Origin of the sequence: Aquipseudomonas alcaligenes, from assembly GCF_003205495.1 — a bacterium.
GTDB lineage: Bacteria > Pseudomonadota > Gammaproteobacteria > Pseudomonadales > Pseudomonadaceae > Aquipseudomonas > Aquipseudomonas alcaligenes_B.
In genome coordinates, this window is the sequence record NZ_QJRX01000010.1 from 82,704 (window position 1) to 107,940 (window position 25,237).

Genomic DNA, 25,237 nt, shown 5'->3' on the forward strand with positions numbered 1-25,237 from the left:
CGAGCGGGGGCGGTGCGTCGACTAGAAATCCTCGATCGGGTCGATTCAGCTTTCGAAGGCGTTGCGCAGCCAGTTCAATGCGTCGCCGGGGGCCAGCGCTACCACGTCGAAGCGGCAGGGCTGTCGGCTCCAGCGGCTCTCGTGCTGCAGGAACTGCTCGGCGGCGAGGATCAGGCGCTGGCGTTTGCGTCCGTCGACGCTCTCCAGTGCGCCACCCCAGGCGGCATGCTTGCGATAGCGAACTTCGACGAATACTACTGTATCGCCGTCGAGCATGACCAGATCGAGCTCGCCACCACGGCAGCGCCAGTTCTGCGCGAGCAGGCGCAGGCCATGCCTTTGCAGGTGGTCGCGGGCCCGCGCCTCGGCCTCGCGACCACTGTCCTGGCTGCTTTTAATTGATGCTGTCCGGCAGGCGCTGCACCTGGCCGCCGCGGAATTCGGCCCAGGGTAGTTGGCGCTCTACGCGCTGGGCCTGGTTCAGGCTGAGATTGCCGGACAGGCCCTCGACGCGGCTTTCCGGCAGGGCCTTGAGCTGGCTCAGGCGCGGCGCCAGACGGAAGGCATCAACGCCCATGGCATAGAGGCGGCCGAGGCTGCCGGTGGCCTGCGGCCACTGCTGGCCGACCTGCTGGCGCAGCGGGTCGTTGGCGTCCAGCAGCCAGGGGGTCTCGCAGAAGCGAATACCCTCCAGGTCCTGGTACTGCGCCGGGTTCTGGCCGCCGCTGTAAAGGTGCGAGGTGGCATACACCGGCAGGTCGCCGGCGTACTGGAAGGCCAGGGTCGGCTTGATCTGCTGGGCCTGCTGCGGGGTGGCGGCGAGGAAAATGAAGTCGATGTCCTGGCGCCGCGCCGGTAGGGCGGCCAGCTGGGTGCCCAGAGTGTTCTGCAGGCGTTTGGCGCGGGCCTCGCTCTGGCGCAGTTGGAGCAGGTCGGCGATCTGCTGGGCCAGCTCCACCGGCTGGTCGACGTGCTCGGCGGCGATCAGGTTGCCGCCGGCGGCCTGCCAGCTCTGCTGGAAGGCGGCCAGTACGCGGTTGCCCCACTCGCCCTGCGGCACCAGTGCCACGGCGCTACGCATGCCGTCGGCCCAAGCGCGGCGTGCCACTTCGCGGGCCTCGTCCTCGGCGGCCAGGCCGAACTGGAACAACTGGGCCGGTGCCTCGCGACCGGCATCGCTGTAGTTCAGGGCCAGGGTGGTCAGCGGCAGCTGCGGGCGCTCGCTGAGCTGCTTGACCAGCGGTTTCTCCAGCGGGCCGACCACCAGCTGGGCGCCGTCGGCCTGGGCCTGGCGGTAGAAGTCGTCCAGCGAGGACAGGCGCGAGCTGTCGTAGAGCAGCACTTCCGGCGGGTTCAGGCCGGCCTGCTGAGCCTGGTAGTGGGCGGCCAGGAAGCCATCGCGCAGGGCGCGGGCCACCGAGGCCAGCTGGCCATCCTGCGGTAGCAGCAGGGCGATCTTCTGCAGCGGCTGGCCGGCCAGCTCCTTGAGTTTGATCAGCGCCTGCGGCAGCTGCTCGGCGGCCGGGTGACCGGCGTGCTGGTTTTTCCAGTCGTCGATGGCGGCCAGCTGCTGGTCCGGGGTGCCGGCGCTCTTGGTGGCGCGGGCCAGGCTCAGCCAGCCGTCCAGGTCGCTGTCGCCGGAGCCGATCAGCTGGCTCTGCGGCAGGCTGGAAACCAGTGTCCAGATGGCCTCGTGGTTGCTGCTGGCGGCCTCGCCGGAGAGCAGCGGGGCGATGAATACGCGCTCGCGGGCGGCAGCCAGGGTCTGACCATCGGCTTCCAGGGCGCGTGCACGGACCAGTTGGGTGCGGATCTGCTGCTCCACAGGCAGCTCGCCCAGGCGCTCCAGGCTCGGATGCTGCAGGGCCTTGAGTGCGCTCTTCGGCTTGTTGCGGGCCATGGCCAGTTCGGCGGCGAGGGTGTTGGCGAACACCTGCTGGGCCGGTTTCAGGCCTTCCAGGGCCACTTCGTCGAGGATGCGCGTGGCGCGGCCGATGTCCTGCTGGCGCCAGGCCTGGTCGGCGGCCGACAGACGCAGTAGGGCGGCCTGTTCGGGCTGGCTGGTGGCGGCCTGCTGCAGCAACTGGTCGATGCTGGCCTGCGGCGTGCGCGGCAGTTCGCCCAGGCTGGACGAGGGCGAGCTGGCGCAGGCGGCGAGCAGGCCGGCGAGGCAGAGGGCGGAGAGCGGGCGCAGGCAGGCGATCATCGAATACGTTCCCGGTACTGATCTGGAGAAAGGCGCGATTGTACCCAAGCCCCGTGGTGGGCGCGATGTCGCGGTCGTGAAACGGGCTACAATGCGCGCTTTCCGCAATCGAGGTGCGCCCGTGAGTGCTTCCCCTGTTCCTGCCTCCGGCACTCTGTACGTGGTTGCCACGCCGATCGGCAATCTGGACGACATCAGCGCGCGGGCGCTGCGTATCCTCGGCGAGGTGGCGCTGATCGCCGCGGAGGACACCCGGCATTCCGTGCGCCTGCTGCAGCACTTCGGTATCGCCACACCGCTGGCGGCCTGTCACGAGCATAACGAGCGCGATCAGGGTGGGCGCTTTCTCGCGCGCCTGCAGGCCGGCGAGGACGTGGCGCTGATCTCCGATGCCGGCACGCCGCTGATTTCCGATCCCGGCTTCCACCTGGTGCGTGCTGCACGTGCCGCCGGCATCCGTGTGGTGCCGGTGCCCGGTGCCTGTGCCCTGATCGCGGCGTTGTCGGCGGCCGGCCTGCCGTCGGATCGCTTCGCCTTCGAAGGCTTCCTGCCGGCCAAGACCGCCGGGCGTCGGGCCCGCCTGGAGCAGGTGCGAGAAGACGCGCGTACCCTCATTTATTACGAGGCGCCGCACCGCCTGCTCGAGTCGCTGGCCGACATGCGCGACATCTTCGGCGCGGATCGGCTGGCGGTGCTGGGGCGTGAGCTGACCAAGACCTTCGAGACTCTCAAGGGCCTGCCGCTCGGGGAGTTGCATGACTGGGTGGCGGCCGACAGCAACCAGCAGCGCGGCGAATGCGTGATCCTGGTCGCCGGCTGGCAGGCGCCGGAAGGTGACGAGGCGGTGAGTGGCGAGGCGCTGCGCGTGCTCGACCTGCTGCTCGCCGAGTTGCCGCTCAAGCGCGCGGCGGCACTGGCGGCGGAGATCACCGGGGTGCGCAAGAACCTGCTGTACCAGGCCGCCCTCGATCGGCAAAAGGACGCTTGAGCTTGTCCTGGCTCGCCGGGCTGGTTACCCTTGGCAGCGGAGAGTCGATCGGACAGTCGCTGCCTTCTTCATTGAAGGGGGAGGAAAGTCCGGGCTCCATAGGGCGGAGTGCCAGGTAACGCCTGGGAGGCGCGAGCCTACGGAAAGTGCCACAGAAAATAACCGCCTAAGCGCGTAAGCGCCGGTAAGGGTGAAAAGGTGCGGTAAGAGCGCACCGCACGGCTGGTAACAGTCCGTGGCTAGGCAAACCCCACTCGGAGCAAGACCAAATAGGGTTCCATTGGCGTGGCCCGCGCTGGAACCGGGTAGGTTGCTAGAGGCGTACAGCGATGTGCGTCGTAGAGGAATGACTGTCCTCGACAGAACCCGGCTTACAGATCGACTCTCCTCCTTTCTCTTCTATCCGCTTCATCTCGCAATACCGAAAAAATCTTACTCTTGAGAAATTACTTTAAGTTCGAAGTTTAGCTTCTTGAGCTCGCTGAAATTCGCCTCTCGAATCCCCTCGTTTTGCATCTAAAAAAGCCCCCCTTAGTTCGCTAAATCGCCGTCCCATAAGGATTTTTCCGAGTTGGCGCGCCTTGACGCTAGGGTCTGCGCATTCCTATAGTGTGCCGAAGTGGCACAAAGTGGAAAAAAGTGGGTCATAAGGGCATGGAAAGCTAATTACAGTGGGGAAGCGCAGCCTTGTTTCGTGGAGCTAACGCCATCAGTCTCGACGCCAAAGGGCGACTCGCGATGCCGAGCCGGTATCGTGACGAGCTCGTTTCGCGTTGTGGCGGCCAGCTCATCGTCACCATCGATGCCGTCGACCCCTGCCTGTGCGTCTATCCCCTGCCCGAGTGGGAGCTGATCGAGGCCAAGCTGCGCGACCTGCCGTCCCTGCGCGAAGAGACCCGCCGCCTGCAGCGCCTGCTGATCGGCAACGCCGTGGACATCGAGCTGGATGGCAGCGGCCGCTTCCTGGTGCCGCCGCGTCTGCGCGCCCATGCCGGCCTGGACAAGCACGCGATGCTGGTAGGCCAGCTGAACAAATTCCAACTGTGGAACGAGGACGCCTGGAACGCGTTGGCCGATGCCGACCTGGCTGCCATCAAACAACCCGGCGCCCTGCCGGACGACCTGCGCGACCTGATCCTGTGACCATGACCAGCAGCTTCCGCCACATCACCGTGCTACTCGACGAGGCCGTCGAGGCCCTCGCCGTGCGCGCTGATGGCTGCTACCTGGACGGTACCTTCGGGAGGGGCGGGCACAGCCGGCTGATCCTTGAAAGGCTCGGGCCAGAGGGGCGTCTGCTCGGGTTCGACAAGGACCCACTGGCGATCGCAAGCGGAAATGCACTGGCGGCCGAAGACGGCCGCTTCGTCGTTGTACAGCGCAGCTTCGCCGAGCTGGGCGAGGAGCTTGCCGCGCGCGGCCTGGTCGGTAAGGTCGACGGCCTGCTGCTCGACCTCGGCGTGTCCTCGCCGCAGCTGGACGATGCCGAGCGCGGCTTCAGCTTCCTCAACGACGGCCCGCTGGACATGCGCATGAACCCGGAGGTCGGTGTCAGCGCCGCCCAGTTCATCGCCACGGCGGACGAGGACGAGATCGCCCGGGTATTCAAGGAGTATGGCGAGGAGCGCTTCGCCAAGCGCATGGCGCGTGCCGTGGTACAGCGCCGCACGGTGAAGCCGTTCGAGCGCACCGCCGATCTGGCCCAGGTGCTGACCGACGCCAACCCGGCCTGGGAAAAAGGCAAGAATCCGGCGACCCGCGCCTTCCAGGGGCTGCGTATCCACGTCAACAACGAGCTGGGCGATCTCGAACGTGGCCTGGATGCCGCGCTGGAGGGCCTGGCGGTCGGCGGCCGGCTGGTGGTGATCAGCTTCCATTCGCTGGAAGATCGCATCGTCAAACAGTTCATGAAGCGCCAGGCCAAGGGCGAGGCGGACAAGCTGCCGCGCGACCTGCCGATCATTCCCAAGGCGTTCGAGCCGCGCCTCAAGTTGCTGGGCAAGCCGATTTACGCCGGTGAGGCCGAGGTCAAGGCCAACCCGCGCTCGCGCAGCGCGGTGATGCGCGTGGCGGAGAAGCTGCGATGAGCCGCCTGTACGCCAAGCCCCTGCCGCCCGGCAGCTTGCTGCTGGCCGTGCTGTTCGGCGCCGTGCTGCTGTCGGCCATCGCCGTGGCCTACAGCGCGCACTGGAATCGCCAGCTGCTCAATGCCCTCTACGCCGAGCTCAGCGTGCGCGACAAGGTGCAGGCTGAGTGGGGACGCCTGGTGCTGGAGCAGAGCACCTGGACCGCGCACAACCGCATCGAGGCCCTGGCCGCCGGTCAGTTGAAGATGCGCATTCCCGAACCGACCGAAGTGCAGATGGTGGCACCATGATCGGTCTCGAAGGCGCACTCTACCCCTGGCGCTTCCGCCTGGTGCTGGCCCTGCTGGCGCTGATGGTCGGAGCCATCGCCTGGCGCATCGTCGACCTGCATGTCTTCGACCACGATTTCCTCCAGGCCCATGGCGATGCGCGCAGCGTGCGGCACATCCCGATCCCGGCGCACCGCGGCCTGATCACCGACCGCAATGGCGAGCCACTGGCCGTCAGTACCCCGGTGACCACCCTGTGGGCCAACGGCAAGGAGCTGTACAAGGCCCAGGCGCAGTGGGGCGAGCTGGCGGCCGCCCTGGGCCAGGAACCGAAGTCCTTCGCCCAGCGCCTGAGCCAGGCCCGCGAGCGCGAGTTCATGTACCTGGTGCGTGGCCTGACGCCCGAGCAGGGCCAGCGCATCCTCGACCTCAAGGTGCCGGGCGTATACGGCCTGGAGGAGTTTCGCCGCTTCTACCCGGCCGGAGAAGTCACTGCTCATGTGGTCGGCTTCACCGACATCGACGACCGCGGTCGCGAGGGCGTAGAGCTGGCCTTCGAGGAATGGCTTGCTGGTATCCCGGGCAAGCGTCAGGTGCTCAAGGATCGCCGTGGCCGCCTGATCAAGGACGTGCAGGTGGCGCAGAATGCCAAGGCCGGCAAGGCCCTGGCCCTGTCCATCGACCTGCGCCTGCAGTACCTGGCTCACCGCGAGCTGCGCAACGCGCTGATCGAGCAGGGCGCCAAGGCCGGCAGCCTGGTGATGATCGATGTCAAGACCGGCGAGGTTCTCGCCATGGTCAACCAGCCCTCCTACAACCCGAACAACCGCCGCAACCTGCAGCCGGCTGCGATGCGCAACCGCGCCATGATCGACGTGTTCGAGCCGGGCTCCACCGTCAAGCCGATCTCCATGGCGGCAGCCCTGCAGACCGGGCGCTGGAAGCCGGAGGACAAGGTCGAGGTCTGGCCGGGTTCGCTGCAGATCGGTCGCTACACCATCAAGGACGTGTCCAAGACCCAGGGCCCGATCCTCGACCTGACCGGTATCCTGATCAACTCGTCCAACGTCGGTATGAGCAAGATCGCCTTCGATATCGGTGGCGAGACCATTCACGACATGATGGCCAAGGTCGGCTTCGGCCAGGACACCGGGCTGGGCTTCCCCGGTGAGCGCGTCGGCGAGCTGCCGAACCACCGCGAGTGGCGCAAGGCCGAGACGGCCACCCTGTCCTATGGCTACGGCGTTTCGGTGACCGCCATCCAGCTGGCCCATGCCTACGCCACCCTGGCCAACAACGGCCAGGTGCTGCCGCTGTCCATGACCCGTGTCGACCGCCAGCCGGTGGGGGCCCAGGTTGTTCCGCCAGAGGTGGCCAAGAGCCTGCAGGTCATGCTGCAGCAGGTGGTCGAGGCGCCGCGTGGCGTGTTTCGCGCCCAGGTGCCGGGTTACCACGTGTCCGGCAAGAGCGGCACGGCGCGCAAGGCCAGCGTTGGCAGCAAGGGTTATACCGAAAACGCCTATCGCTCGATGTTCGCCGGCTTCGCGCCGAGCACCAACCCGCGTATCGCCATGATGGTAGTGATCGACGAACCTAGCAAAGGCGGCTACTACGGCGGTCTGGTCTCGGCACCGGTGTTCAGCAAGGTGATGGCCGGTTCCCTGCGCCTGATGAACATCACCCCAGACAATCTGCCGCCGCCGGTCGATCCGGCCACGGCACAGCCGCAGACCGCCGCTGCGGCCGCGAATCCAGGAGGGCGAATCTGATGCCCATGCCCCTCAACCAATTGTTGCCGCAGGCGCAGAGCGCCACGCTGATCCGCGAGTTGACCCTGGACAGCCGCAAGGTGCGCCCGGGCGATCTGTTCCTTGCCGTGCCGGGCCTGGCCCAGGACGGCCGTACTCATATCGCCGATGCCATCGCCCGCGGCGCCGCCGCCGTGGCCTATGAAGCCGAGGGCGCCGCCGCCATGACCGCGCACAGCGCCGAGCTGGTGGCGATCAGGGGCCTGGCCGGCCAGCTGTCGGCCATTGCCGGGCGCTTCTACGGCGAGCCGAGCCGCGGCCTGCGTCTGATCGGCGTCACCGGCACCAACGGCAAGACCAGCGTCAGCCAGCTGCTGGCCCAGGCCCTGGACCTTCTCGGCGAGCGCTGCGGCATCGTCGGCACCCTCGGCACCGGCTTCTACGACGCCCTGCAGAGCGGCCGCCACACCACTCCGGACCCGGTCGCCGTGCAGGCCACCCTGGCCGACCTCAAGCAGGCCGGCGCCCGCGCCGTGGCCATGGAAGTGTCCTCCCATGGCCTGGACCAGGGGCGCGTGGCCGCGCTGGACTTCGACGTGGCGGTGTACACCAACCTGTCGCGCGACCACCTGGACTACCACGGCAGCATGGAAGCCTACGGCGCCGCCAAGGCCAAGCTGTTCGCCTGGCCAGACCTGAAGTGCCGGGTGATCAACCTGGACGACGATTTCGGGCGCCAGCTGGCCAGCGAAGAGCGCGAGTCGCGCCTGATCGGCTACAGCCTGAGCGACGCCGACGCCTACCTGTACTGCCGCGAGGCCAGCTTCGACGACCACGGCGTTCGTGCGCGTCTGGTCACCCCGCAGGGCGAGGGTCACCTGCGCAGCCCGCTGCTCGGCCGTTTCAACCTGAGCAACCTGCTGGCCGTGGTCGGCGCACTGCTCGGCCTGGATTACCCGCTGGACGAGATTCTGCGCGTGCTGCCGCAGCTGCAGGGGCCAGTCGGGCGCATGCAGCGCTTCGGTGGCCAGAACCAGCCGCTGGTGGTGGTCGACTATGCGCACACCCCTGATGCTCTGGAAAAGGTGCTGGAGGCCCTGCGCCCGCATGTCACCGGTCGCCTGCTGTGCCTGTTCGGCTGTGGCGGCGATCGCGACCGTGGCAAGCGCCCGCTGATGGCCGCCGTGGCCGAGCGCCTGGCCGATGCCGTGCTGGTCACCGATGACAACCCGCGTACGGAAGACCCGGCGCAGATCCTGGCCGATATCAGTGCCGGCTTCACCAAGCCCGAAGTCGTCGAGTTCGTCCATGGCCGGGGCGAGGCGATTGCCCGTCTGATCGCTGCTGCCCGGGTCGGCGATGTGGTGCTGCTGGCCGGCAAGGGGCATGAGGATTACCAGGAGATCGCCGGCGTGCGCCATGCCTTCTCCGACCTGATTGAGACCGCCAAGGCCCTGCAGGCCTGGGAGGTCGCCCATGCTTAAGCCGCTGCTGCTGAGCGAAGTGGCCCAGGCCCTGAGCGCCCGTGTGGTGGGCGCCGATGTGGCGTTTAACGCCGTGTCCACCGACAGCCGCAAGATCGAGGCCGGCCAGCTGTTCATCGCCCTGGTCGGGCCGAATTTCGATGGTCACAACTACCTGGTCGATGTCGCCGCCAAGGGCGCCGTCGCCGCCCTGGTGCAGCGCGAAGTGGCCAATGCGCCGCTGCCGCAGCTGGTGGTCGGCGATACCCGCATCGCCCTGGGCCAGCTCGGTGCGCTGAATCGCGCCGCCTTCGCCAAGCCGCTGGCCGCCGTCACCGGCTCCAGCGGCAAGACCACGGTCAAGGAGATGCTCGCCAGCATCCTGCGCGCCGGCCTGAACGGTCCGGTGCTGGCCACCCGCGGCAACCTGAACAACGACCTCGGTGCGCCGCTGACCCTGCTGGAACTGGCGTCCGAGCATGTCGGCGCGGTGATCGAACTGGGCGCCAACCATGTCGGCGAGATCGCCTACACGGTCGGCCTGACCCGCCCGGACGTGGCCATCATCACCAATGCCGGGCTGGCCCATGTCGGCGAGTTCGGCGGGCCGGAGAAGATCGTCCAGGCCAAGGGCGAGATCCTCGAAGGCCTGGGTGAGCAGGGCATTGCCGTGCTCAACCGCGACGACAAGGCCTTCGCCACCTGGCAGGCGCGCAACGGCAGCCGCCGGGTGCTGAGCTTCGCTCTGCTGGATCAGACGGCCGATGTACATGCCGCAGAACTCTGGCGCGATGCCCGTGGCTGCGTGGGCTTCGCCCTGGCGGGCGTGGCCGGACAGGCACGCATCCAGCTCAACCTGCTCGGCGAGCACAGCGTGGCCAATGCCCTGGCTGCCGCCGCCGCCGCGCATGCCCTCGGCGTGCCGCTGGTCGGGATCAAGGCTGGGCTGGAAAGCCTGCAGCCGGTCAAAGGCCGCGCCGTAGCGGCGCTGGCGACGAACGGCGTGCGGGTTATCGACGACAGCTACAACGCCAACCCGCTGTCCATGTGCGCGGCAGTGGATATACTCGCCGCCTTCTCCGGTCGCACCGTCCTGGTGCTGGGAGACATGGGCGAGTTGGGCGAATGGGCCGAGCAGGGCCATCGCGACGTCGGCGCCCATGCCGCCGGCAAGGTCGATGCGCTCTATGCCGTGGGCCCGCTGATGGCGCATGCCGTTGCGGCTTTCGGTGCCAGTGGCCGTCATTTCGCCGATCAAGCCAGCCTGATCGACGCGCTTCGCGCCGAATCGGGCGACACCACCATTCTAATTAAAGGCTCGCGCAGCGCAGCGATGGACAAGGTCGTCGATGCGTTGCTGGATCGGGCATCGGGGGAGGCTCACTAATCATGCTGCTGCTGCTGGCGGAGTACCTGCAAAAGTTCCACACCGGCTTCGGGGTCTTCCAGTACCTGACCCTGCGCGGCATCCTCGGCGTGCTTACCGCCCTGGCCCTGTCGCTGTGGCTCGGTCCGTGGATGATCCGTACCCTGCAGATCCGTCAGATCGGCCAGGCCGTGCGCAACGACGGCCCGCAGTCGCACCTGTCGAAGAAGGGCACGCCGACCATGGGTGGCGCGCTGATTCTCACCGCCATCGCCGTCAGCACCCTGCTCTGGGCCGACCTGAGCAACCGCTACGTGTGGACCGTGCTGGCCGTGACCCTGCTGTTCGGCGCCATCGGCTGGGTCGACGACTACCGCAAGGTGATCGAGAAGAATTCGCGCGGCCTGCCGAGCCGCTGGAAGTATTTCTGGCAGTCGGTGTTCGGCCTGGCCGCCGCCGTCTTCCTCTACATGACCGCGCAGAGCCCGGTGGAAACCACCCTGATCGTGCCGGTGCTGAAGGACGTGGCGATTCCGCTGGGCGTCGGTTTCGTGGTGCTGACCTACTTCGTCATCGTCGGGACCAGCAACGCGGTGAACCTGACCGACGGCCTCGACGGCCTGGCCATCCTGCCAACCGTGATGGTGGCCGGCGCGCTGGCGATCTTCTGCTACCTGTCGGGCAACATCAAATTCGCCGAGTACCTGCTGATTCCCTACGTGCCGGGCGCCGGTGAGCTGATCGTGTTCTGCGCCGCGCTGGTCGGCGCCGGCCTCGGCTTCCTCTGGTTCAACACCTACCCGGCCCAGGTCTTCATGGGCGACGTCGGTGCGCTGGCGCTGGGCGCCGCGCTGGGCACCATCGCCGTGATCGTCCGCCAGGAAATCGTGCTGTTCATCATGGGCGGCGTGTTCGTCATGGAAACCCTGTCGGTGATGATTCAGGTCGCCAGCTTCAAGCTGACCGGCAAGCGCGTGTTCCGCATGGCGCCGATCCACCACCACTTCGAACTCAAAGGCTGGCCGGAGCCGCGCGTGATCGTGCGCTTCTGGATCATCACCGTGATCCTGGTGCTGGTCGGCCTGGCCACCCTGAAGCTGAGGTAACAGAGAGTGTCGCTGATCGCTTCCGACCAGTTCCGCATCGTTGTCGGCCTCGGCAAGAGCGGCATGTCCCTGGTGCGCTTCCTCGCGCAGCAGGGCGTGCGCTTCGCCGTGGCCGACACCCGTGCGAACCCGCCGGAGCTGGCGACCCTGCAGCGCGACTATCCCGAAGTGGAAGTACGCTGCGGAGAGCTGGATGTCGACTTCCTCTGCCGCGCCTCGGAGCTCTACGTGAGCCCCGGCCTGGCCCTGGCCACCCCGGCGCTGCGCGAGGCGGCCGCCCGCGGGGTGAAGATGTCCGGCGATATCGACCTGTTTACCCGTTATGCCAAGGCGCCGATCGTCGCCATTACCGGTTCCAACGCCAAGAGCACCGTTACCACCCTGGTCGGCGAGATGGCGGCGGCGGCCGGCAGGAAGGTCGCCGTCGGCGGCAATATCGGTACCCCGGCGCTGGACCTGCTCAGCGACGAGGTCGAGCTGTACGTGCTGGAGCTGTCCAGCTTCCAGCTGGAGACCACCGAGCGCCTCAATGCCGAAGTGGCCACCTGCCTGAACCTGTCCGAAGACCATATGGACCGCTACGGCGGCATGGCCCAGTACCACCTGGCCAAGCACCGCATCTTCCGCGGAGCCCGCCAGGTGGTGGTCAATCGCGACGACGCCCTGTCGCGCCCGCTGATCGCCGACCAGGTGCCTTGCTGGACCTTCGGTCTGGGCAAGCCGGACTTCAAGGCATTCGGTCTGGTCGAGGAGGGCGGCGAGAAGCAGCTGGCCTTCCAATTCGAGACCCTGATGCCCACCGCCGAGCTGAAGATCCGCGGCGCGCACAACCAGTCCAACGCCCTGGCGGCCCTGGCCCTGGGGCATGCCGTCGGCCTGCCGTTCGCCGCTATGCTCGACACCCTGCGCCGCTTCGCCGGCCTGCCGCATCGCTGCCAGTGGGTGCGCGAGCTGCGCGGCGTGGGCTACTACGACGATTCCAAGGCCACCAACGTTGGTGCCGCCCTGGCCGCCATCGAGGGCCTGGGTGCCGATATCGCCGGCAAGCTGGTGCTGATCGCCGGTGGCGACGGCAAGGGCGCCGACTTCTCCGCCCTCAAGGCCCCGGTGGCCCGCTTCTGCCGCGCCGTGGTGCTGCTCGGTCGCGATGCCGAGCTGCTCGCCGCCGCCCTGAGTGACGCCGCGCCGCTGCTGCGGGTGAAGACCCTGGACGAGGCCGTGCAGCGCTGTGCCGAGCTGGCCCAGAGCGGCGATGCCGTGCTGCTGTCGCCGGCCTGCGCCAGCCTGGACATGTTCAAGAACTTCGAAGAACGCGGGCGCCTGTTCGCCCAGGCGGCGGAGGCCCTGCAATGAGCCTGCTGGCCCGCCTGTTCGCCGCTCCGTCGCCGCTGCGCACCCGCCGCGGCGTCGACATCGACTTCCCGCTGCTGGCCGGTTGCCTGGCCCTGCTCGGCCTGGGCCTGGTGATGATCACCTCGGCCAGCTCGGAAGTCGCCGCGGCGCTGTCGGGCAACCCGCTGTACCACATGATCCGCCACCTGATTTACCTGGGGCTGGGCATCTCCGCCGCGCTGGTCACCCTGCTGATTCCCATGACCTTCTGGCAGCGCTACGGCGCCAGCCTGCTGCTGATCGCCTTCGCCCTGCTGGTGCTGGTGCTGATCCCCGGCATCGGCCGCGAGGTCAACGGCGCCAAGCGCTGGATCGGCTTCGGCCTGTTCAACCTGCAGCCGTCCGAGCTGGCCAAGCTGTTCACCGTGGTGTTCCTCGCCGGCTACCTGGTGCGCCGCCAGGAAGAGGTGCGCGAGAAGCTCTCCGGCTTCCTCAAGCCGATGCTGGTGCTCGGCCCGATGGCCGTGCTGCTGCTGGCCGAGCCGGACTTCGGCGCCACCGTGGTGCTGGTCGGCTCCTGCATCGCCATGCTGTTCCTCGGCGGCATCAACCTGTTGCGCTTCATTCCGCTGGCCGCCTGCGTGCTGGTGCTTGGCGCGCTGGTGATGACCAGCCAGGCCTACCGCCTGGAGCGCCTGACCAACTTCGTCGACCCCTGGGCCGACCAGTACGGCGCCGGCTACCAGCTGAGCCAGGCGCTGATCGCCTTCGGCCGCGGCGAGTGGTTCGGCGTCGGCCTGGGCAACAGCATCCAGAAACAGTTCTACCTGCCCGAGGCGCACACCGACTTCGTCTTCGCCGTGCTGGCCGAAGAGCTGGGCATGATCGGCGCGCTGATCACCGTCGCGCTGTTCGTCTTCGTCGCCGTGCGCGCCCTGTACATCGGCCTGTGGGCCGAGAAGGCCAAGCAGTTGTTCGCCGCCTACGTGGCCTACGGCATCGCCATCCAGTGGATCGGTCAGGTGCTTATCAACATCGGCGTGAACGTCGGCCTGCTGCCGACCAAGGGCCTGACCCTGCCGTTCCTCAGCTACGGCGGCAGCTCGCTGATCGTCTGCTGCGTCAGCCTGGCCATGCTCCTGCGCATCGAGTGGGAGCGCCGCACCGCGCTGGGCACCGAGGAAATCGAATTCAGCGGGTCGGACTTCTTCGACGCCGAGGAGGTCAAGCATGCGCGGTAACGTCCTGATCATGGCCGGCGGCACCGGTGGCCACGTGTTCCCGGCCCTGGCCTGTGCCCGCGAGTTCAAGGCGCGCGGCTACGCCGTGCACTGGCTGGGCACCCCGCGCGGCATCGAGAACGAGCTGGTGCCGGCCGCCGGGTTGCCGCTGCACCTGATTCAGGTCTCCGGCCTGCGCGGCAAGGGCAAGCTGTCGCTGCTCAGGGCGCCCTTCCAGCTGGTGCGTGCCCTGCTGCAGGCGCGCAAGGTGGTGCGCGAGTTGCAGCCGGTCTGCGTGCTGGGCATGGGCGGCTATGTCACCGGTCCGGGCGGCCTGGCCGCGCGGCTGAATGGCGCGCCGCTGGTGATCCATGAGCAGAACGCCGTGGCCGGCACCGCCAACCGCAGCCTGGCGCCCTTCGCCAAGCGCGTCTGCGAGGCCTTCCCGAATACCTTCGGCAAGTCCGACAAGCTGCGTACCACCGGCAACCCGGTGCGCGAGGAACTGTTCCTCGAGACCCCGCGCGACGCCCTGGCCGGCCGCAAGCCGCGCCTGCTGGTGCTGGGCGGCAGCCTGGGCGCCGAGCCGCTGAACAAGCTGCTGCCTGCCGCCCTGGCCAAGCTGCCGGCCGAGCTGCGCCCGCAGGTGTTTCATCAGGCCGGCAAGCAGCACGACCAGATCACCGCGGAGCGTTATCGCGAAGCCGCGGTCGAAGCCGAGGTTGCGCCCTTCATCAAGGACATGGCCCGCGCCTACGCCTGGGCCGATCTGGTGATCTGCCGTGCCGGCGCGCTGACCGTCAGCGAGCTGGCCGCCGCCGGCCTGCCGTCCTTCCTGGTGCCGCTGCCGCACGCAATCGACGATCACCAGACCCGCAATGCCGATTATCTGGCGAAGGAGGGCGCCGCCATCCTTCTGCCGCAACATGCCACTGACGCGGACCAGCTCGCCGCGCAGTTGACCGAGGTTCTGATGCACCCTGAAAAACTCGAGGCCATGGGCCGCACCGCGCGTAGCCTGGCCAAACCGGATGCCACCCGTACGGTGGTCGATATCTGCCTGGAGGTGGCCCGTGGCTAAGTCTCCCGCCGCTGCCCGTTCGGAAATCCGCCGCATGCGCCGCATCCGCCGCATCCACTTCGTCGGCATCGGCGGCGCCGGCATGTGCGGCATCGCCGAGGTGCTGCTGAACCTGGGCTACGAAGTGTCCGGCTCCGACCTCAAGGCTTCGGCCGTGACCGAGCGCCTGGAAAGCTTCGGCGCCACCGTGTACATCGGCCACCGCGCGGAGAACGCCGAGCAGGCCGATGTGCTGGTGGTGTCCAGCGCCATCAACACTGCCAACCCGGAAGTCGCCACCGCCCTGGAGCGCCGTATTCCGGTGGTGCCGCGTGCCGAGATGCTCGCCGAGCTGATGCGCTACCGCCACGGCGTGGCCGTGGCCGGCACCCACGGCAAGACCACCACCACCAGCCTGCTGGCCTCGGTATTCGCCGCCGGCGGCCTGGACCCGACCTTCGTCATCGGTGGTCGCCTGAACGCCGCCGGCACCAATGCCCAGCTCGGCAGCAGCCGCTACCTGATCGCCGAGGCGGACGAGAGCGACGCCAGCTTCCTGCACCTGCAGCCGATGGTCTCGGTGGTCACCAATATCGACGCCGACCACATGAGCACCTACGGCGGCGATTTCAATGTCCTGAAGAAGACCTTCGTCGAGTTCCTCCACAACCTGCCGTTCTACGGCCTGGCCGTGCTCTGCGTGGACGACCCGGTGGTGCGCGAGCTGCTGCCGCAGGTGGCCCGCCCGACCGTGACCTACGGCTTCGCCGAGGACGCCGACGTGCGCGCCATCAACGTGCGCCAGGAAGGCATGCGTACCTTCTTCACCGCCCTGCGCCCCGGCCGCGAGCCGCTGGACGTGTCGGTGAACATGCCGGGCAACCACAACGTATTGAACGCGCTGGCGACCATCGCCATCGCCACCGACGAGGGCATCGAGGATGCCGCCATCATCCAGGGCCTGTCGGGCTTCCAGGGCGTCGGCCGGCGCTTCCAGGTGTATGGCGAGCTGCCGGTCGACGGCGGCAGCGTGATGCTGGTCGATGACTACGGCCACCACCCGCGCGAAGTCGCCGCGGTGATCAAGGCCGTGCGTGGCGGCTGGCCGGAGCGCCGCCTGGTGATCCTGTACCAGCCGCACCGCTACAGCCGCACCCGTGACCTGTACGACGATTTCGTCCAGGTGCTGGGCGAGGTCAACGTGCTGCTGCTGATGGAGGTCTACCCGGCCGGCGAGGAGCCGATTCCCGGTGCCGACAGCCGTCACCTGTGCCACAGCATCCGCCAGCGCGGCCAGCTCGACCCGATCTACGTCGAACGCGGCGCCGACCTGGCGCCGATCATCAAGCCGCTGCTGCGCGCTGGCGACATCCTGCTGTGCCAGGGCGCCGGCGATATCGGCGGCGTGGCCCCGCAACTGATCAAGCACCCGCTGTTCGCTGTCCAAGGTGAGTCGAAATGAGCCTGCATTCCACCCTCGATCCCAAGGCCTTCGGCCGCGTTGCCGTGCTGTTCGGTGGCAAGAGCGCCGAGCGGGCGGTGTCGCTGAAGTCCGGCGCCGCCGTGCTGGCAGCCCTGCAGGCGGCCGGTGTGGATGCCTTCGGCATCGACGTTGGCGACGATTTCCTGCAGCGCCTGAGCGCCGAGAAGATCGATCGCGCCTTCATCGTGCTGCACGGCCGTGGCGGCGAGGACGGCTCCATGCAGGGCCTGCTGGAGTGCGCCGGCATCCCCTACACCGGCAGCGGCATCCTCGCTTCCGCCCTGGCCATGGACAAGCTGCGCACCAAGCGCGTGTGGCTGAGCCTGGGCCTGCCGACGCCGAACCACGCGGTGCTGGCCTCCGAGGCCGATTGCCGCGCGGCCGCCGCTGAGCTGGGTTTCCCGCTGATCGTCAAGCCGGCCCACGAAGGCTCCAGCATCGGCATGGCCAAGGTCGCCGACGTCGACGCGCTGGTCAAAGCCTGGAAGGACGCCAGCCAGTACGACTCGCAGGTGCTGGTCGAGCAGTGGATCGCCGGCCCGGAATTTACCGTGGCCATGCTGCGCGGCCAGGTGCTGCCGCCGATCGGCCTGGGCACCCCGCACACCTTCTACGACTACGACGCCAAGTACCTGGCTAATGACACCCAGTACCGCATTCCCTGCGGCCTGTCGGCCGAGAAAGAGGCGGAGCTGAAGGAACTGACCGCACGCGCCTGCGAGGCCGTGGGCACCAAGGGTTGGGCGCGCGCCGACGTGATGCAGGACGCCAGCGGCCAGTTCTGGCTGCTGGAAGTGAACACCGTGCCGGGCATGACCGATCACAGCCTGGTACCGATGGCCGCGCGCGCCGCCGGCCTGGATTTCCAGCAGCTGGTGCTGGCGATCCTGGCCGACAGCGTCGAGGCGAGGGGCTGAGCCATGGTCGCCACCGTCCGTCACCACTCGCAGCCGATAGGGGGCGCCAGCCGGCGTCAGCCCATCGCTGCGCGTGGCGCCAGCCGGATGGTGGCCAAGGAGCCGCTGGCCGCGCGCCTGCCCAAGCCGGATTTCGGCGGCCTGCTGGGCGCCTGCAAGCGCCTGGGCTGGCCGCTGCTGCTGGTGGCCCTGGGCCTGGGCACCTACGAGGGCGCCCAGCGCCTGCTGCCCTACGCCGACCGGCCGATCGCCCGGGTCAGCGTCCAGGGCGAGCTGAGCTACATCAGCCAGCAGGCGGTGCAGGAGCGCATCGCGCCGTTCGTCTCGGCCAGCTTCTTCACCGTCGACCTGGCTGGCATGCGTGCCGAACTGGAGCAGATGCCCTGGATCGCCCATGCCGAAGTGCGCCGGGTGTGGCCGGACCAGGTGTCGATCACCCTCGAGGAGCAGCTGCCGGTTGCCCGCTGGGGCGATGGCGCGCTGCTCAACAACCAGGGCCAGGCCTTCGCCCCGCGCGAGGCGGCCAACTACGAACACCTGCCGCTGCTGTCCGGGCCGCAGCGCGCCCAGCAGCAGGTGATGCAGCAGTACCAGGTGCTCAGCCAGCTGCTGCGGCCGCTGGGCTTCACCATCAGCAGCCTGGAGCTGCGCGAGCATGGCAGCTGGTTCATCAGTACCGCCCAGGGCGTGGAGATCCTCCTGGGCCGGGATCACCTGGTCGACAAGATGCGCCGGTTCGCCAGCATCCACGACAAGGTGCTCAAGCAGCAGATCGCGAATATCGCGCGCATCGACCTGCGCTACGCCAACGGCCTGGCCGTGGCCTGGCGCGAGCCGGTGGCGCCAACGGCGGCAGAAGCCGCCGCCGTGCAGAATTGAGGAGAAGGTAGAACCATGGCAAGCGTGCAGAGCGGCAAGATGATCGTCGGCCTGGACATCGGCACCTCCAAGGTGGTGGCGCTGGTGGGCGAGGTGACGGCCGATGGCGAGCTGGACATAGTCGGCATCGGCACCAGTCCGTCGCGCGGCCTGAAGAAGGGCGTGGTGGTCAACATCGAGTCCACCGTGCAGTCGATCCAGCGCGCCATCGAGGAGGCGCAGCTGATGGCCGGCTGCCGCATCCACTCGGCTTTCGTCGGCATCGCCGGTAATCACATCCGCAGCCTGAACAGCCACGGCATCGTCGCCATCCGCGACCGCGAGGTGAGCCCGGCCGACCTGGAGCGGGTGCTCGACGCCGCCCAGGCGGTGGCCATCCCGGCCGACCAGCGGGTGCTACATACCCTGCCGCAGGACTACGTGATCGATAACCAGGAGGGCGTGCGCGAGCCGCTGGGCATGTCCGGCGTGCGTCTGGAGGCCAAGGTGCATGTGGTCACCTGCGCCACCAACGCCGCGCAGAACGTCGAGAAGTGCGTGCGCCGCTGCGGCCTGGAAGTGGACGACATCATTCTCGAACAGCTGGCTTCCGCCTACTCGGTGCTGACCGAGGACGAGAAGGAGCTGGGCGTGTGCCTGGTCGACATCGGTGGCGGTACCACCGACATCGCCATCTTCGCCGACGGTGCGATCCGCCACACGGCGGTGATCCCGATCGCCGGCGACCAGGTCACCAACGATATTGCAATGGCATTACGCACCCCGACCCAGTATGCCGAGGAAATCAAGATTCGGTATGCTTGCGCCCTAGCCAAACTGGCCGGTGCAGGGGAAACCATCAAGGTCCCCAGCGTGGGAGACCGGCCACCGCGGGAGCTGTCCCGTCAAGCTCTGGCCGAGGTAGTCGAGCCCCGTTACGACGAGCTCTTCACCCTCATCCAGGCCGAGCTGCGGCGCAGCGGCTACGAGGACATGATCCCGGCCGGGATCGTCCTCACCGGCGGCACCGCCAAGATGGAAGGCGCCGTCGAGCTGGCCGAAGAGATCTTTCACATGCCGGTGCGTTTGGGCGTACCCCACAGCGTCAAGGGACTGACCGACGTCGTGCGTAATCCAATCTATTCCACAGGCGTGGGCCTGCTGATGTACGGGCTGCAGAAACAGTCCGACGGCTACCACGTGCCTGGAATTCAGTATGGCGATGAGCCCAAAACACCGGTGCTGGAGCGGCTGAAACGCTGGGTCCAGGGCAATTTCTGATGTGAAACCGCGGTAGCTGTAGGCGATAACTAAAAAGGAAGGAGAGGGGAAATGTTCGAGCTCGTAGATAACGTGCCGCAAAGTGCAGTGATCAAGGTGATCGGCGTGGGTGGCGGTGGTGGTAACGCCGTCAACCACATGATCAAGAACAACATCGAAGGCGTGGAGTTCATCTGCGCCAACACCGACGCGCAGGCGTTGAAGAACGTCGGCGCGCGTACCGTGCTGCAGCTCGGCCCGGGCGTGACCAAGGGCCTGGGTGCCGGCACCAACCCGGAAATCGGCCGTCAGGCCGCCATGGAGGATCGCGAGCGCATCGCCGAGGTGCTGAACGGCGCCGACATGGTCTTCATCACCACCGGCATGGGTGGCGGCACCGGTACCGGTGCGGCGCCGATCATCGCTGAAGTGGCCAAGGAGATGGGCATCCTCACCGTCGCGGTGGTGACCCGTCCGTTCCCGTTCGAAGGCCGCAAGCGCATGCAGGTCGCCGACGAGGGCATCCGTGCCCTGTCCGAATGCGTCGACTCGCTGATCACCATCCCCAACGAGAAGCTGCTGACCATCCTCGGCAAGGACGCCAGCCTGCTGTCTGCCTTCGCCAAGGCCGACGACGTGCTGTCCGGCGCCGTGCGCGGCATCTCCGACATCATGCAGCGTCCGGGCCTGATGAACGTCGACTTCGCCGACGTGAAGACCGTGATGGGCGAAATGGGCATGGCCATGATGGGTACCGGCTGCGCCAGCGGCCCGAACCGTGCCCGCGAGGCCACCGAGGCGGCCATCCGCAACCCGCTGCTGGAAGACGTCAACCTGCAGGGCGCCCGCGGCATCCTGGTCAATATCACCGCCGGTCTGGATCTGTCCCTCGGCGAGTACGCCGCGGTGGGCGAGATCATCGAGGCCTTCGCCTCCGAGCACGCCACCGTCAAGGTCGGCGCGGTGATCGATCCGGACATGCGCGACGAGCTGCACGTGACCGTGGTCGCCACCGGCCTGGGCGCGCGCATCGAGAAGCCGGTCAAGGTGGTCGACAACACCATCGCGGCTGCTGCCGTGGCCACTCCGGCTGCCTCGATCAGTGCCGCGCCGCGCGCTGCCGAGCAACCGGCCGTCAACTACAAGGACTACGAGCGCCCGACCGTTCAGCGCCAGAGCCTCGCCGGCAGTGCCGCCGCGGCCAAGCTGAACACTCAGGACGACCTGGATTATCTGGACATCCCGGCCTTCCTGCGTCGTCAGGCTGATTGATGTCGTCTATCAGGAGTATATCGGTGATTGGTGTTCAGCAAAGGGCGGTTCTGCTATCATCGCCGCCCATTGTTGAAAACAGTTCGCAACACGCGCACAAGCAGCCAATATGATCAGACAACGCACCCTGAAGAACATCATCCGAGCTACCGGCGTCGGCCTGCACTCGGGGGAGAAGGTTTACCTGACCCTCAAGCCGGCCCCGGTGGACACCGGTATCGTGTTCCGTCGCACCGATCTGGATCCGGTCGTGGAAATCCCCGCCCGCGCCGAGAATGTCGGTGAGACCACCATGTCGACCACGCTGGTCAATGGTGAGGTCAAGGTGGACACCGTCGAGCACCTGCTTTCGGCCATGGCAGGCCTGGGCATCGACAACGCCTACGTCGAGCTGTCGGCGTCCGAAGTCCCGATCATGGATGGCAGTGCCGGTCCCTTTGTATTCCTGATTCAGTCGGCTGGCCTGGAAGAGCAGGAAGCACCGAAGAAGTTCATCCGCGTGCTGCGCGAAGTGACGGTGGAGGAGGGCGACAAGCGCGCCACCTTCCTGCCCTTCGACGGCTTCAAGGTGAGCTTCGAGATCGATTTCGATCACCCGGTGTTCCGTGGTCGCACCCAGACCGCCAGCGTCGACTTCTCTAGCACTTCCTTCGTCAAGGAAGTGAGCCGCGCGCGGACCTTCGGGTTCATGCGCGACATCGAGTTCCTGCGTTCGCAGAACCTGGCACTCGGCGGCAGCGTGGAAAACGCCATCGTGGTGGACGAGTTCCGCGTGCTCAACGAAGACGGCCTGCGTTACGAGGACGAATTCGTCAAGCACAAGATCCTCGACGCCATTGGCGACCTCTACCTGCTGGGCAACAGCCTGATCGGCGAGTTCCGTGGCTTCAAGTCGGGCCACGCGCTGAACAATCGTCTGCTGCGCACCCTGATCGAGCAGAAGGATGCTTGGGAAGTGGTGATCTTCGACGACGCCAGCACCGCGCCGATCTCCTACATGCGCCCGGTCGCGGCCGTGTAAGCAATACCCCTCCCTTCTGTTGTATTCAGGCCACCCTCGGGTGGCCTGTTTTTTTCTGGCTGCCGCCTGATCGCGGCGCGGGTTCAGTCGCGCTTGGCATTGCGCGCCAGGCGCTCCAGGGCGGCGCGTAGCTTGGGGTCGTCGATGCCCTCGGCGGCGCTGTTGAGGCTGTCGGCGGCGGCCGGCGACAACTCGACCTGGCGCTTGGCGGTGGCGACCTGCTGGCTCGGCGGGCGCACCTTGACCTGGATCTTCTGCAGCCCGGCGAACTCCGGCAGGGCCTGTAGCAGGCGCTGCAGGCGGCGTTGCTGGTAGTGCAGGCGGGTGGCCCAGTGGCCGTTGCTGGTCAGCAGCAGCAGGCAGCCGTCGTGCCAGCTGGCCACCTGGCAGTGCTCGCGCGCCGCCGGCTCCAGTTGCTCCTCCACCAGCGCCTGCAGCCTGCCCAGGCGCTGGGCGGCGCTGAACAGCGCCTGCAGCGGCTTGTGCTCGCGCAGCAGGGCGTTGGGCGTCTTGGCGGGGAGGGGGCGAAAGCTCATGGCGGTCTACCGGAAGGCGATGCACGCATGTTAGCAAAGGGCCTTGCAGCTGTCGGCGCTCGCCCCCATATAGCGAGGCGGGCCTGCTTGGCATATCCGGCGGGCTCGTGGGAGTTCGCCCTTTTCTCGCCAACGTTTCCGAGTAGAATGCCCCCTTTGCACGCAGCCGAGCCGGCTGCCGGGTCGCCTTCTGCGCCGCCCTCCATCCCCCAGAGTGGAAGAATCTGCCGATATGTTTGCGCCACTGTTGAAGAAACTCTTTGGAAGCAAGAACGAGCGTGAAGTCAAGCGCATGCTCAAGACAGTGGCCGCGATCAATGCCCTGGAAGAACAGCTGCTAGGCCTGTCCGACGAGCAGCTCAAGGCCAAGACCGAAGAGTTCAAGGCGCGCCTGGCCAAGGGCGAGACCCTCGACCAGATCCTCCCGGAAGCCTTCGCCGTGGCCCGCGAGGCCGGCAAGCGGGTGATGGGCATGCGCCACTTCGACGTGCAGCTGATCGGCGGCATGACCCTGCACGAGGGCAAGATCGCCGAGATGCGTACCGGCGAGGGCAAGACCCTGGTGGGCACCCTGGCGGTGTATCTCAACGCCCTGGCCGGCAAGGGCGTGCACGTGGTCACGGTGAACGACTACCTGGCTCGCCGCGACGCTAACTGGATGCGCCCGCTGTATGAATTCCTCGGCCTGTCGGTCGGCGTGGTCACCCCCTTCCAGCCGCCGGAGGAGAAGCGCGCCGCCTACGCCGCCGACATCACCTACGGCACCAACAACGAATTCGGCTTCGACTACCTGCGCGACAACATGGCCTTCAGCCTGGAAGACAAGTTCCAGCGCGAGCTGAACTTCGCCGTGGTCGACGAGGTGGACTCCATCCTCATCGACGAAGCGCGCACCCCGCTGATCATCTCCGGCCAGGCCGAGGACAGCTCCAAGCTGTACATCGAGATCAACAAGCTGATCCCGCGCCTCAAGCAGCACATCGAGGAAGAGGAAGGCGTGGTCACCCAGGAAGGCCACTACAAGGTCGACGAGAAGAGCCGCCAGGTCGAACTCAACGAGGCCGGCCACCAGTACGTCGAGGAGATGCTCACCGCCGCCGGCCTGCTCGGCGAGGGCGAGAGCCTCTACTCCGCGCACAACCTCAGCCTGCTGACCCACGTCTACGCCGGCCTGCGTGCGCACAAGCTGTTCCACCGCAACGTCGAGTACATCGTGCAGAACGGCCAGGTGATCCTGATCGACGAGCACACAGGCCGCACCATGCCCGGCCGCCGCCTGTCCGAGGGTCTGCACCAGGCCATCGAGGCCAAGGAGGGGGTGAACATCCAGGCCGAGAGCCAGACCCTGGCCTCGACCACCTTCCAGAACTACTTCCGCCTGTACAAGAAGCTGTCCGGCATGACCGGTACCGCCGACACCGAGGCCTTCGAGTTCCGCCAGATCTACGGCCTCGACGTGGTGGTGATCCCCACCCACCGCGCGGTGGCGCGCAAGGACTACAACGACTTGGTCTACCTGACCCAGGACGAGAAGTACCAGGCGATCATCACCGACATCAAGGAATGCCAGGCCCAGGGCCGCCCGGTGCTGGTCGGCACCGCCTCGATCGAAACCTCCGAGTACGTTTCCAAGCTGCTCGAGCAGGCCGGCATCGAGCACAAGGTGCTCAACGCCAAGTACCACGAGAAGGAAGCCGAGATCATCGCCCAGGCCGGCCGCCCGGGCGCCGTGACCCTGGCCACCAACATGGCCGGTCGTGGTACCGACATCCTCCTGGGCGGCAACTGGGAGGCCGAGGTGGCCGCCCTGGAAGCGCCGAGCGAAGAACAGATCGCGCAGATCAAGGCCGACTGGCAGAAGCGCCACCAGCAGGTGATCGAGGCCGGCGGCCTGCACGTGATCGCCTCCGAGCGCCACGAATCGCGCCGCATCGACAACCAGCTGCGTGGCCGCGCCGGTCGCCAGGGCGACCCGGGCTCCAGCCGCTTCTACCTGTCGCTGGAAGACAACCTGATGCGCATCTTCGCCTCCGACCGGGTGAAGAACTTCATGAAGGCCCTCGGCATGCAGTCCGGCGAGGCCATCGAGCACCGCATGGTGACCAACGCCATCGAGAAGGCCCAGCGCAAGGTCGAGGGGCGCAACTTCGACATGCGCAAGCAGCTGCTCGAGTACGACGACGTGGCCAACGAGCAGCGCAAGGTGATCTACCACATGCGCAACAGCCTGCTGGCCGCGGACAACATCGGCGAAACCATCGCCGAGTTCCGCCAGGAAGTGCTCAACGCCGCCATCGACGCGCACCTCCCGCCGCAGTCGCTGCCCGAGCAGTGGGACATCGCCGGCCTGGAAGCCGCGCTGTACAGCGACTTCGGCCTCAAGCTGCCGATCCAGCAGTGGCTGGACGAAGACGACAAGCTGTACGAAGAGACCCTGCGCGAGAGAATCCTCGCCGAGCTGCTCGCCGCCTACCACGAGAAGGAAGATCTGGCTGGCGCCGAGGCCCTGCGCACCTTCGAGAAGCAGATGCTGCTGCGCGTGCTGGACGACCTGTGGAAGGACCACCTGGCCACCATGGACCACCTGCGCCACGGCATCCACCTGCGTGGCTATGCGCAGAAGAACCCCAAGCAGGAATACAAGCGCGAGTCCTTCACCCTGTTCCAGGAGCTGCTCGACTCGATCAAGCGCGACACCATCCGCGTGCTGTCGCATGTCCAGGTGCGCCGCGAGGACCCGGTCGAGGAAGAGGCACGCCTGCGTCGCGAGGCCGAGGCCCTGGCCGAGCGCATGCAGTTCCAGCATGCCGAAGCCTCGGCCATGCCGATGGCCGAAGCCGCCGAGGCCGAAGGCGACCTGGCGGTGGCCGCCCCGGTGCGCAGCGAGCCGAAGATCGGCCGCAACGAGCCATGCCCCTGCGGTTCCGGCAAGAAGTACAAGCACTGCCACGGCCAGCTGAGCTGACCGGCGCCGCGCCTGCTATATAGACAACGCCGCGACCGGCTCTGCCGCTCGCGGCGTTTTTCCACCTCCCGCTTCACTGC

Annotated in this window: 21 protein-coding genes and 1 other RNA gene; 19 read left to right on the plus strand and 3 right to left on the minus strand. The window is 67.2% G+C overall.

Annotation, left to right across the window (positions count from 1 at the left end):
* Positions 1-45 precede the first annotated feature (45 nt).
* The gene (locus DMO17_RS17965; protein WP_110683839.1) at positions 46-399 is read right to left on the minus strand and encodes a YraN family protein; all 354 of its coding nucleotides are present in this window, start codon (positions 397-399) and stop codon (positions 46-48) included.
* On the minus strand, positions 395-2,206 hold the full coding sequence (locus tag DMO17_RS17970) for a penicillin-binding protein activator (RefSeq protein ID WP_110683840.1): 1,812 nt from the start codon (positions 2,204-2,206) through the stop codon (positions 395-397). Before DMO17_RS17970 ends, DMO17_RS17965 begins: the two co-directional genes overlap by 5 nt.
* Before the next feature lie 91 nt (positions 2,207-2,297).
* Between DMO17_RS17970 and rsmI the strand changes: the two genes are divergently transcribed.
* The 18 genes from rsmI (at position 2,298) to lpxC (ending at position 21,656) form a co-directional block, all read left to right on the plus strand.
* Positions 2,298-3,194 (plus strand): 16S rRNA (cytidine(1402)-2'-O)-methyltransferase, encoded by an 897-nt coding sequence (gene rsmI / locus DMO17_RS17975; protein ID WP_110683841.1) that lies wholly within the window; start codon positions 2,298-2,300, stop codon positions 3,192-3,194.
* A gap of 40 nt (positions 3,195-3,234) precedes the next feature.
* Positions 3,235-3,584, plus strand: an RNA gene (rnpB, locus tag DMO17_RS17980) — RNase P RNA component class A.
* 297 nt (positions 3,585-3,881) lie between these two features.
* The gene (gene mraZ, locus DMO17_RS17985; RefSeq protein WP_110683842.1) at positions 3,882-4,337 is read left to right on the plus strand and encodes a division/cell wall cluster transcriptional repressor MraZ; all 456 of its coding nucleotides are present in this window, start codon (positions 3,882-3,884) and stop codon (positions 4,335-4,337) included.
* Positions 4,338-4,339: 2 nt separating this feature from the next.
* Positions 4,340-5,281, plus strand: coding sequence for a 16S rRNA (cytosine(1402)-N(4))-methyltransferase RsmH (rsmH, locus tag DMO17_RS17990; protein WP_181418814.1), 942 nt, complete (start codon positions 4,340-4,342; stop codon positions 5,279-5,281).
* Positions 5,278-5,571 (plus strand): cell division protein FtsL, encoded by a 294-nt coding sequence (ftsL, locus tag DMO17_RS17995; RefSeq protein WP_110683844.1) that lies wholly within the window; start codon positions 5,278-5,280, stop codon positions 5,569-5,571. Before rsmH ends, ftsL begins: the two co-directional genes overlap by 4 nt.
* Positions 5,568-7,319: a peptidoglycan D,D-transpeptidase FtsI family protein gene (locus tag DMO17_RS18000; protein ID WP_110683845.1), complete on the plus strand. Its 1,752-nt coding sequence runs from the start codon at positions 5,568-5,570 to the stop codon at positions 7,317-7,319. The genes ftsL and DMO17_RS18000 overlap by 4 nt, the downstream gene beginning before the upstream one ends.
* A complete protein-coding gene (murE, locus tag DMO17_RS18005) occupies positions 7,319-8,782 on the plus strand; it encodes a UDP-N-acetylmuramoyl-L-alanyl-D-glutamate--2,6-diaminopimelate ligase (RefSeq protein WP_110683846.1) in 1,464 nt (487 codons plus the stop codon). Before DMO17_RS18000 ends, murE begins: the two co-directional genes overlap by 1 nt.
* Complete coding sequence (locus DMO17_RS18010) at positions 8,775-10,148, plus strand: UDP-N-acetylmuramoyl-tripeptide--D-alanyl-D-alanine ligase (RefSeq protein ID WP_110683847.1); 1,374 nt, start codon at positions 8,775-8,777, stop codon at positions 10,146-10,148. The genes murE and DMO17_RS18010 overlap by 8 nt, the downstream gene beginning before the upstream one ends.
* A gap of 2 nt (positions 10,149-10,150) precedes the next feature.
* Positions 10,151-11,233, plus strand: a complete 1,083-nt coding sequence (mraY, locus tag DMO17_RS18015; protein WP_110683848.1) for a phospho-N-acetylmuramoyl-pentapeptide-transferase — start codon at positions 10,151-10,153, stop codon at positions 11,231-11,233.
* 6 nt (positions 11,234-11,239) lie between these two features.
* On the plus strand, positions 11,240-12,586 hold the full coding sequence (murD, locus tag DMO17_RS18020; protein ID WP_110683849.1) for a UDP-N-acetylmuramoyl-L-alanine--D-glutamate ligase: 1,347 nt from the start codon (positions 11,240-11,242) through the stop codon (positions 12,584-12,586).
* On the plus strand, positions 12,583-13,806 hold the full coding sequence (ftsW, locus tag DMO17_RS18025; RefSeq protein WP_181418815.1) for a putative lipid II flippase FtsW: 1,224 nt from the start codon (positions 12,583-12,585) through the stop codon (positions 13,804-13,806). Before murD ends, ftsW begins: the two co-directional genes overlap by 4 nt.
* Positions 13,796-14,866, plus strand: coding sequence for an undecaprenyldiphospho-muramoylpentapeptide beta-N-acetylglucosaminyltransferase (gene murG / locus DMO17_RS18030; RefSeq protein WP_110683850.1), 1,071 nt, complete (start codon positions 13,796-13,798; stop codon positions 14,864-14,866). The genes ftsW and murG overlap by 11 nt, the downstream gene beginning before the upstream one ends.
* A gap of 34 nt (positions 14,867-14,900) precedes the next feature.
* Positions 14,901-16,307 (plus strand): UDP-N-acetylmuramate--L-alanine ligase, encoded by a 1,407-nt coding sequence (gene murC, locus DMO17_RS18035; protein WP_220034086.1) that lies wholly within the window; start codon positions 14,901-14,903, stop codon positions 16,305-16,307.
* Positions 16,304-17,245 (plus strand): D-alanine--D-alanine ligase, encoded by a 942-nt coding sequence (locus DMO17_RS18040; RefSeq protein WP_110683852.1) that lies wholly within the window; start codon positions 16,304-16,306, stop codon positions 17,243-17,245. Before murC ends, DMO17_RS18040 begins: the two co-directional genes overlap by 4 nt.
* Before the next feature lie 3 nt (positions 17,246-17,248).
* Positions 17,249-18,124 carry a cell division protein FtsQ/DivIB gene (locus DMO17_RS18045; RefSeq protein ID WP_110683853.1) on the plus strand — a complete coding sequence of 292 codons (876 nt, stop codon included), beginning with the start codon at positions 17,249-17,251 and terminating at the stop codon, positions 18,122-18,124.
* A 15-nt stretch (positions 18,125-18,139) separates the two neighbouring features.
* The gene (ftsA, locus tag DMO17_RS18050) at positions 18,140-19,384 is read left to right on the plus strand and encodes a cell division protein FtsA (RefSeq protein WP_110683854.1); all 1,245 of its coding nucleotides are present in this window, start codon (positions 18,140-18,142) and stop codon (positions 19,382-19,384) included.
* A 51-nt stretch (positions 19,385-19,435) separates the two neighbouring features.
* Complete coding sequence (ftsZ, locus tag DMO17_RS18055; RefSeq protein ID WP_110683855.1) at positions 19,436-20,635, plus strand: cell division protein FtsZ; 1,200 nt, start codon at positions 19,436-19,438, stop codon at positions 20,633-20,635.
* Positions 20,636-20,744: 109 nt separating this feature from the next.
* Entirely contained in the window at positions 20,745-21,656 is a 912-nt protein-coding gene (gene lpxC, locus DMO17_RS18060) for a UDP-3-O-acyl-N-acetylglucosamine deacetylase (protein ID WP_110683856.1), read from the plus strand.
* Positions 21,657-21,739: 83 nt separating this feature from the next.
* Here the strand turns inward: lpxC and DMO17_RS18065 are convergent, their stop codons facing one another.
* Positions 21,740-22,192 carry a DUF721 domain-containing protein gene (locus tag DMO17_RS18065; protein WP_110683857.1) on the minus strand — a complete coding sequence of 151 codons (453 nt, stop codon included), beginning with the start codon at positions 22,190-22,192 and terminating at the stop codon, positions 21,740-21,742.
* 232 nt (positions 22,193-22,424) lie between these two features.
* Between DMO17_RS18065 and secA the strand changes: the two genes are divergently transcribed.
* Entirely contained in the window at positions 22,425-25,157 is a 2,733-nt protein-coding gene (secA, locus tag DMO17_RS18070) for a preprotein translocase subunit SecA (RefSeq protein WP_110683858.1), read from the plus strand.
* Positions 25,158-25,237: the final 80 nt, after the last annotated feature.

Bases quoted from the DNA above. Each gene is read 5' to 3' on its own strand.
- DMO17_RS18000 (WP_110683845.1), top strand. From the start codon at position 5,568: ATGATCGGTCTCGAAGGCGCACTCTACCCCTGGCGCTTCCGCCTGGTG.
- DMO17_RS17970 (WP_110683840.1), bottom strand. From the start codon at position 2,206: ATGATCGCCTGCCTGCGCCCGCTCTCCGCCCTCTGCCTCGCCGGCCTG.
- ftsA (WP_110683854.1), top strand. From the start codon at position 18,140: ATGGCAAGCGTGCAGAGCGGCAAGATGATCGTCGGCCTGGACATCGGC.
- DMO17_RS18065 (WP_110683857.1), bottom strand. From the start codon at position 22,192: ATGAGCTTTCGCCCCCTCCCCGCCAAGACGCCCAACGCCCTGCTGCGC.
- DMO17_RS18040 (WP_110683852.1), top strand. From the start codon at position 16,304: ATGAGCCTGCATTCCACCCTCGATCCCAAGGCCTTCGGCCGCGTTGCC.
- ftsZ (WP_110683855.1), top strand. From the start codon at position 19,436: ATGTTCGAGCTCGTAGATAACGTGCCGCAAAGTGCAGTGATCAAGGTG.
- murC (WP_220034086.1), top strand. From the start codon at position 14,901: ATGCGCCGCATCCGCCGCATCCACTTCGTCGGCATCGGCGGCGCCGGC.
- DMO17_RS18045 (WP_110683853.1), top strand. From the start codon at position 17,249: ATGGTCGCCACCGTCCGTCACCACTCGCAGCCGATAGGGGGCGCCAGC.
- mraY (WP_110683848.1), top strand. From the start codon at position 10,151: ATGCTGCTGCTGCTGGCGGAGTACCTGCAAAAGTTCCACACCGGCTTC.
- murG (WP_110683850.1), top strand. From the start codon at position 13,796: ATGCGCGGTAACGTCCTGATCATGGCCGGCGGCACCGGTGGCCACGTG.
- lpxC (WP_110683856.1), top strand. From the start codon at position 20,745: ATGATCAGACAACGCACCCTGAAGAACATCATCCGAGCTACCGGCGTC.
- DMO17_RS18010 (WP_110683847.1), top strand. From the start codon at position 8,775: ATGCTTAAGCCGCTGCTGCTGAGCGAAGTGGCCCAGGCCCTGAGCGCC.
- rsmH (WP_181418814.1), top strand. From the start codon at position 4,340: ATGACCAGCAGCTTCCGCCACATCACCGTGCTACTCGACGAGGCCGTC.
- secA (WP_110683858.1), top strand. From the start codon at position 22,425: ATGTTTGCGCCACTGTTGAAGAAACTCTTTGGAAGCAAGAACGAGCGT.
- rsmI (WP_110683841.1), top strand. From the start codon at position 2,298: ATGCGCGCTTTCCGCAATCGAGGTGCGCCCGTGAGTGCTTCCCCTGTT.
- ftsL (WP_110683844.1), top strand. From the start codon at position 5,278: ATGAGCCGCCTGTACGCCAAGCCCCTGCCGCCCGGCAGCTTGCTGCTG.
- murE (WP_110683846.1), top strand. From the start codon at position 7,319: ATGCCCATGCCCCTCAACCAATTGTTGCCGCAGGCGCAGAGCGCCACG.
- ftsW (WP_181418815.1), top strand. From the start codon at position 12,583: ATGAGCCTGCTGGCCCGCCTGTTCGCCGCTCCGTCGCCGCTGCGCACC.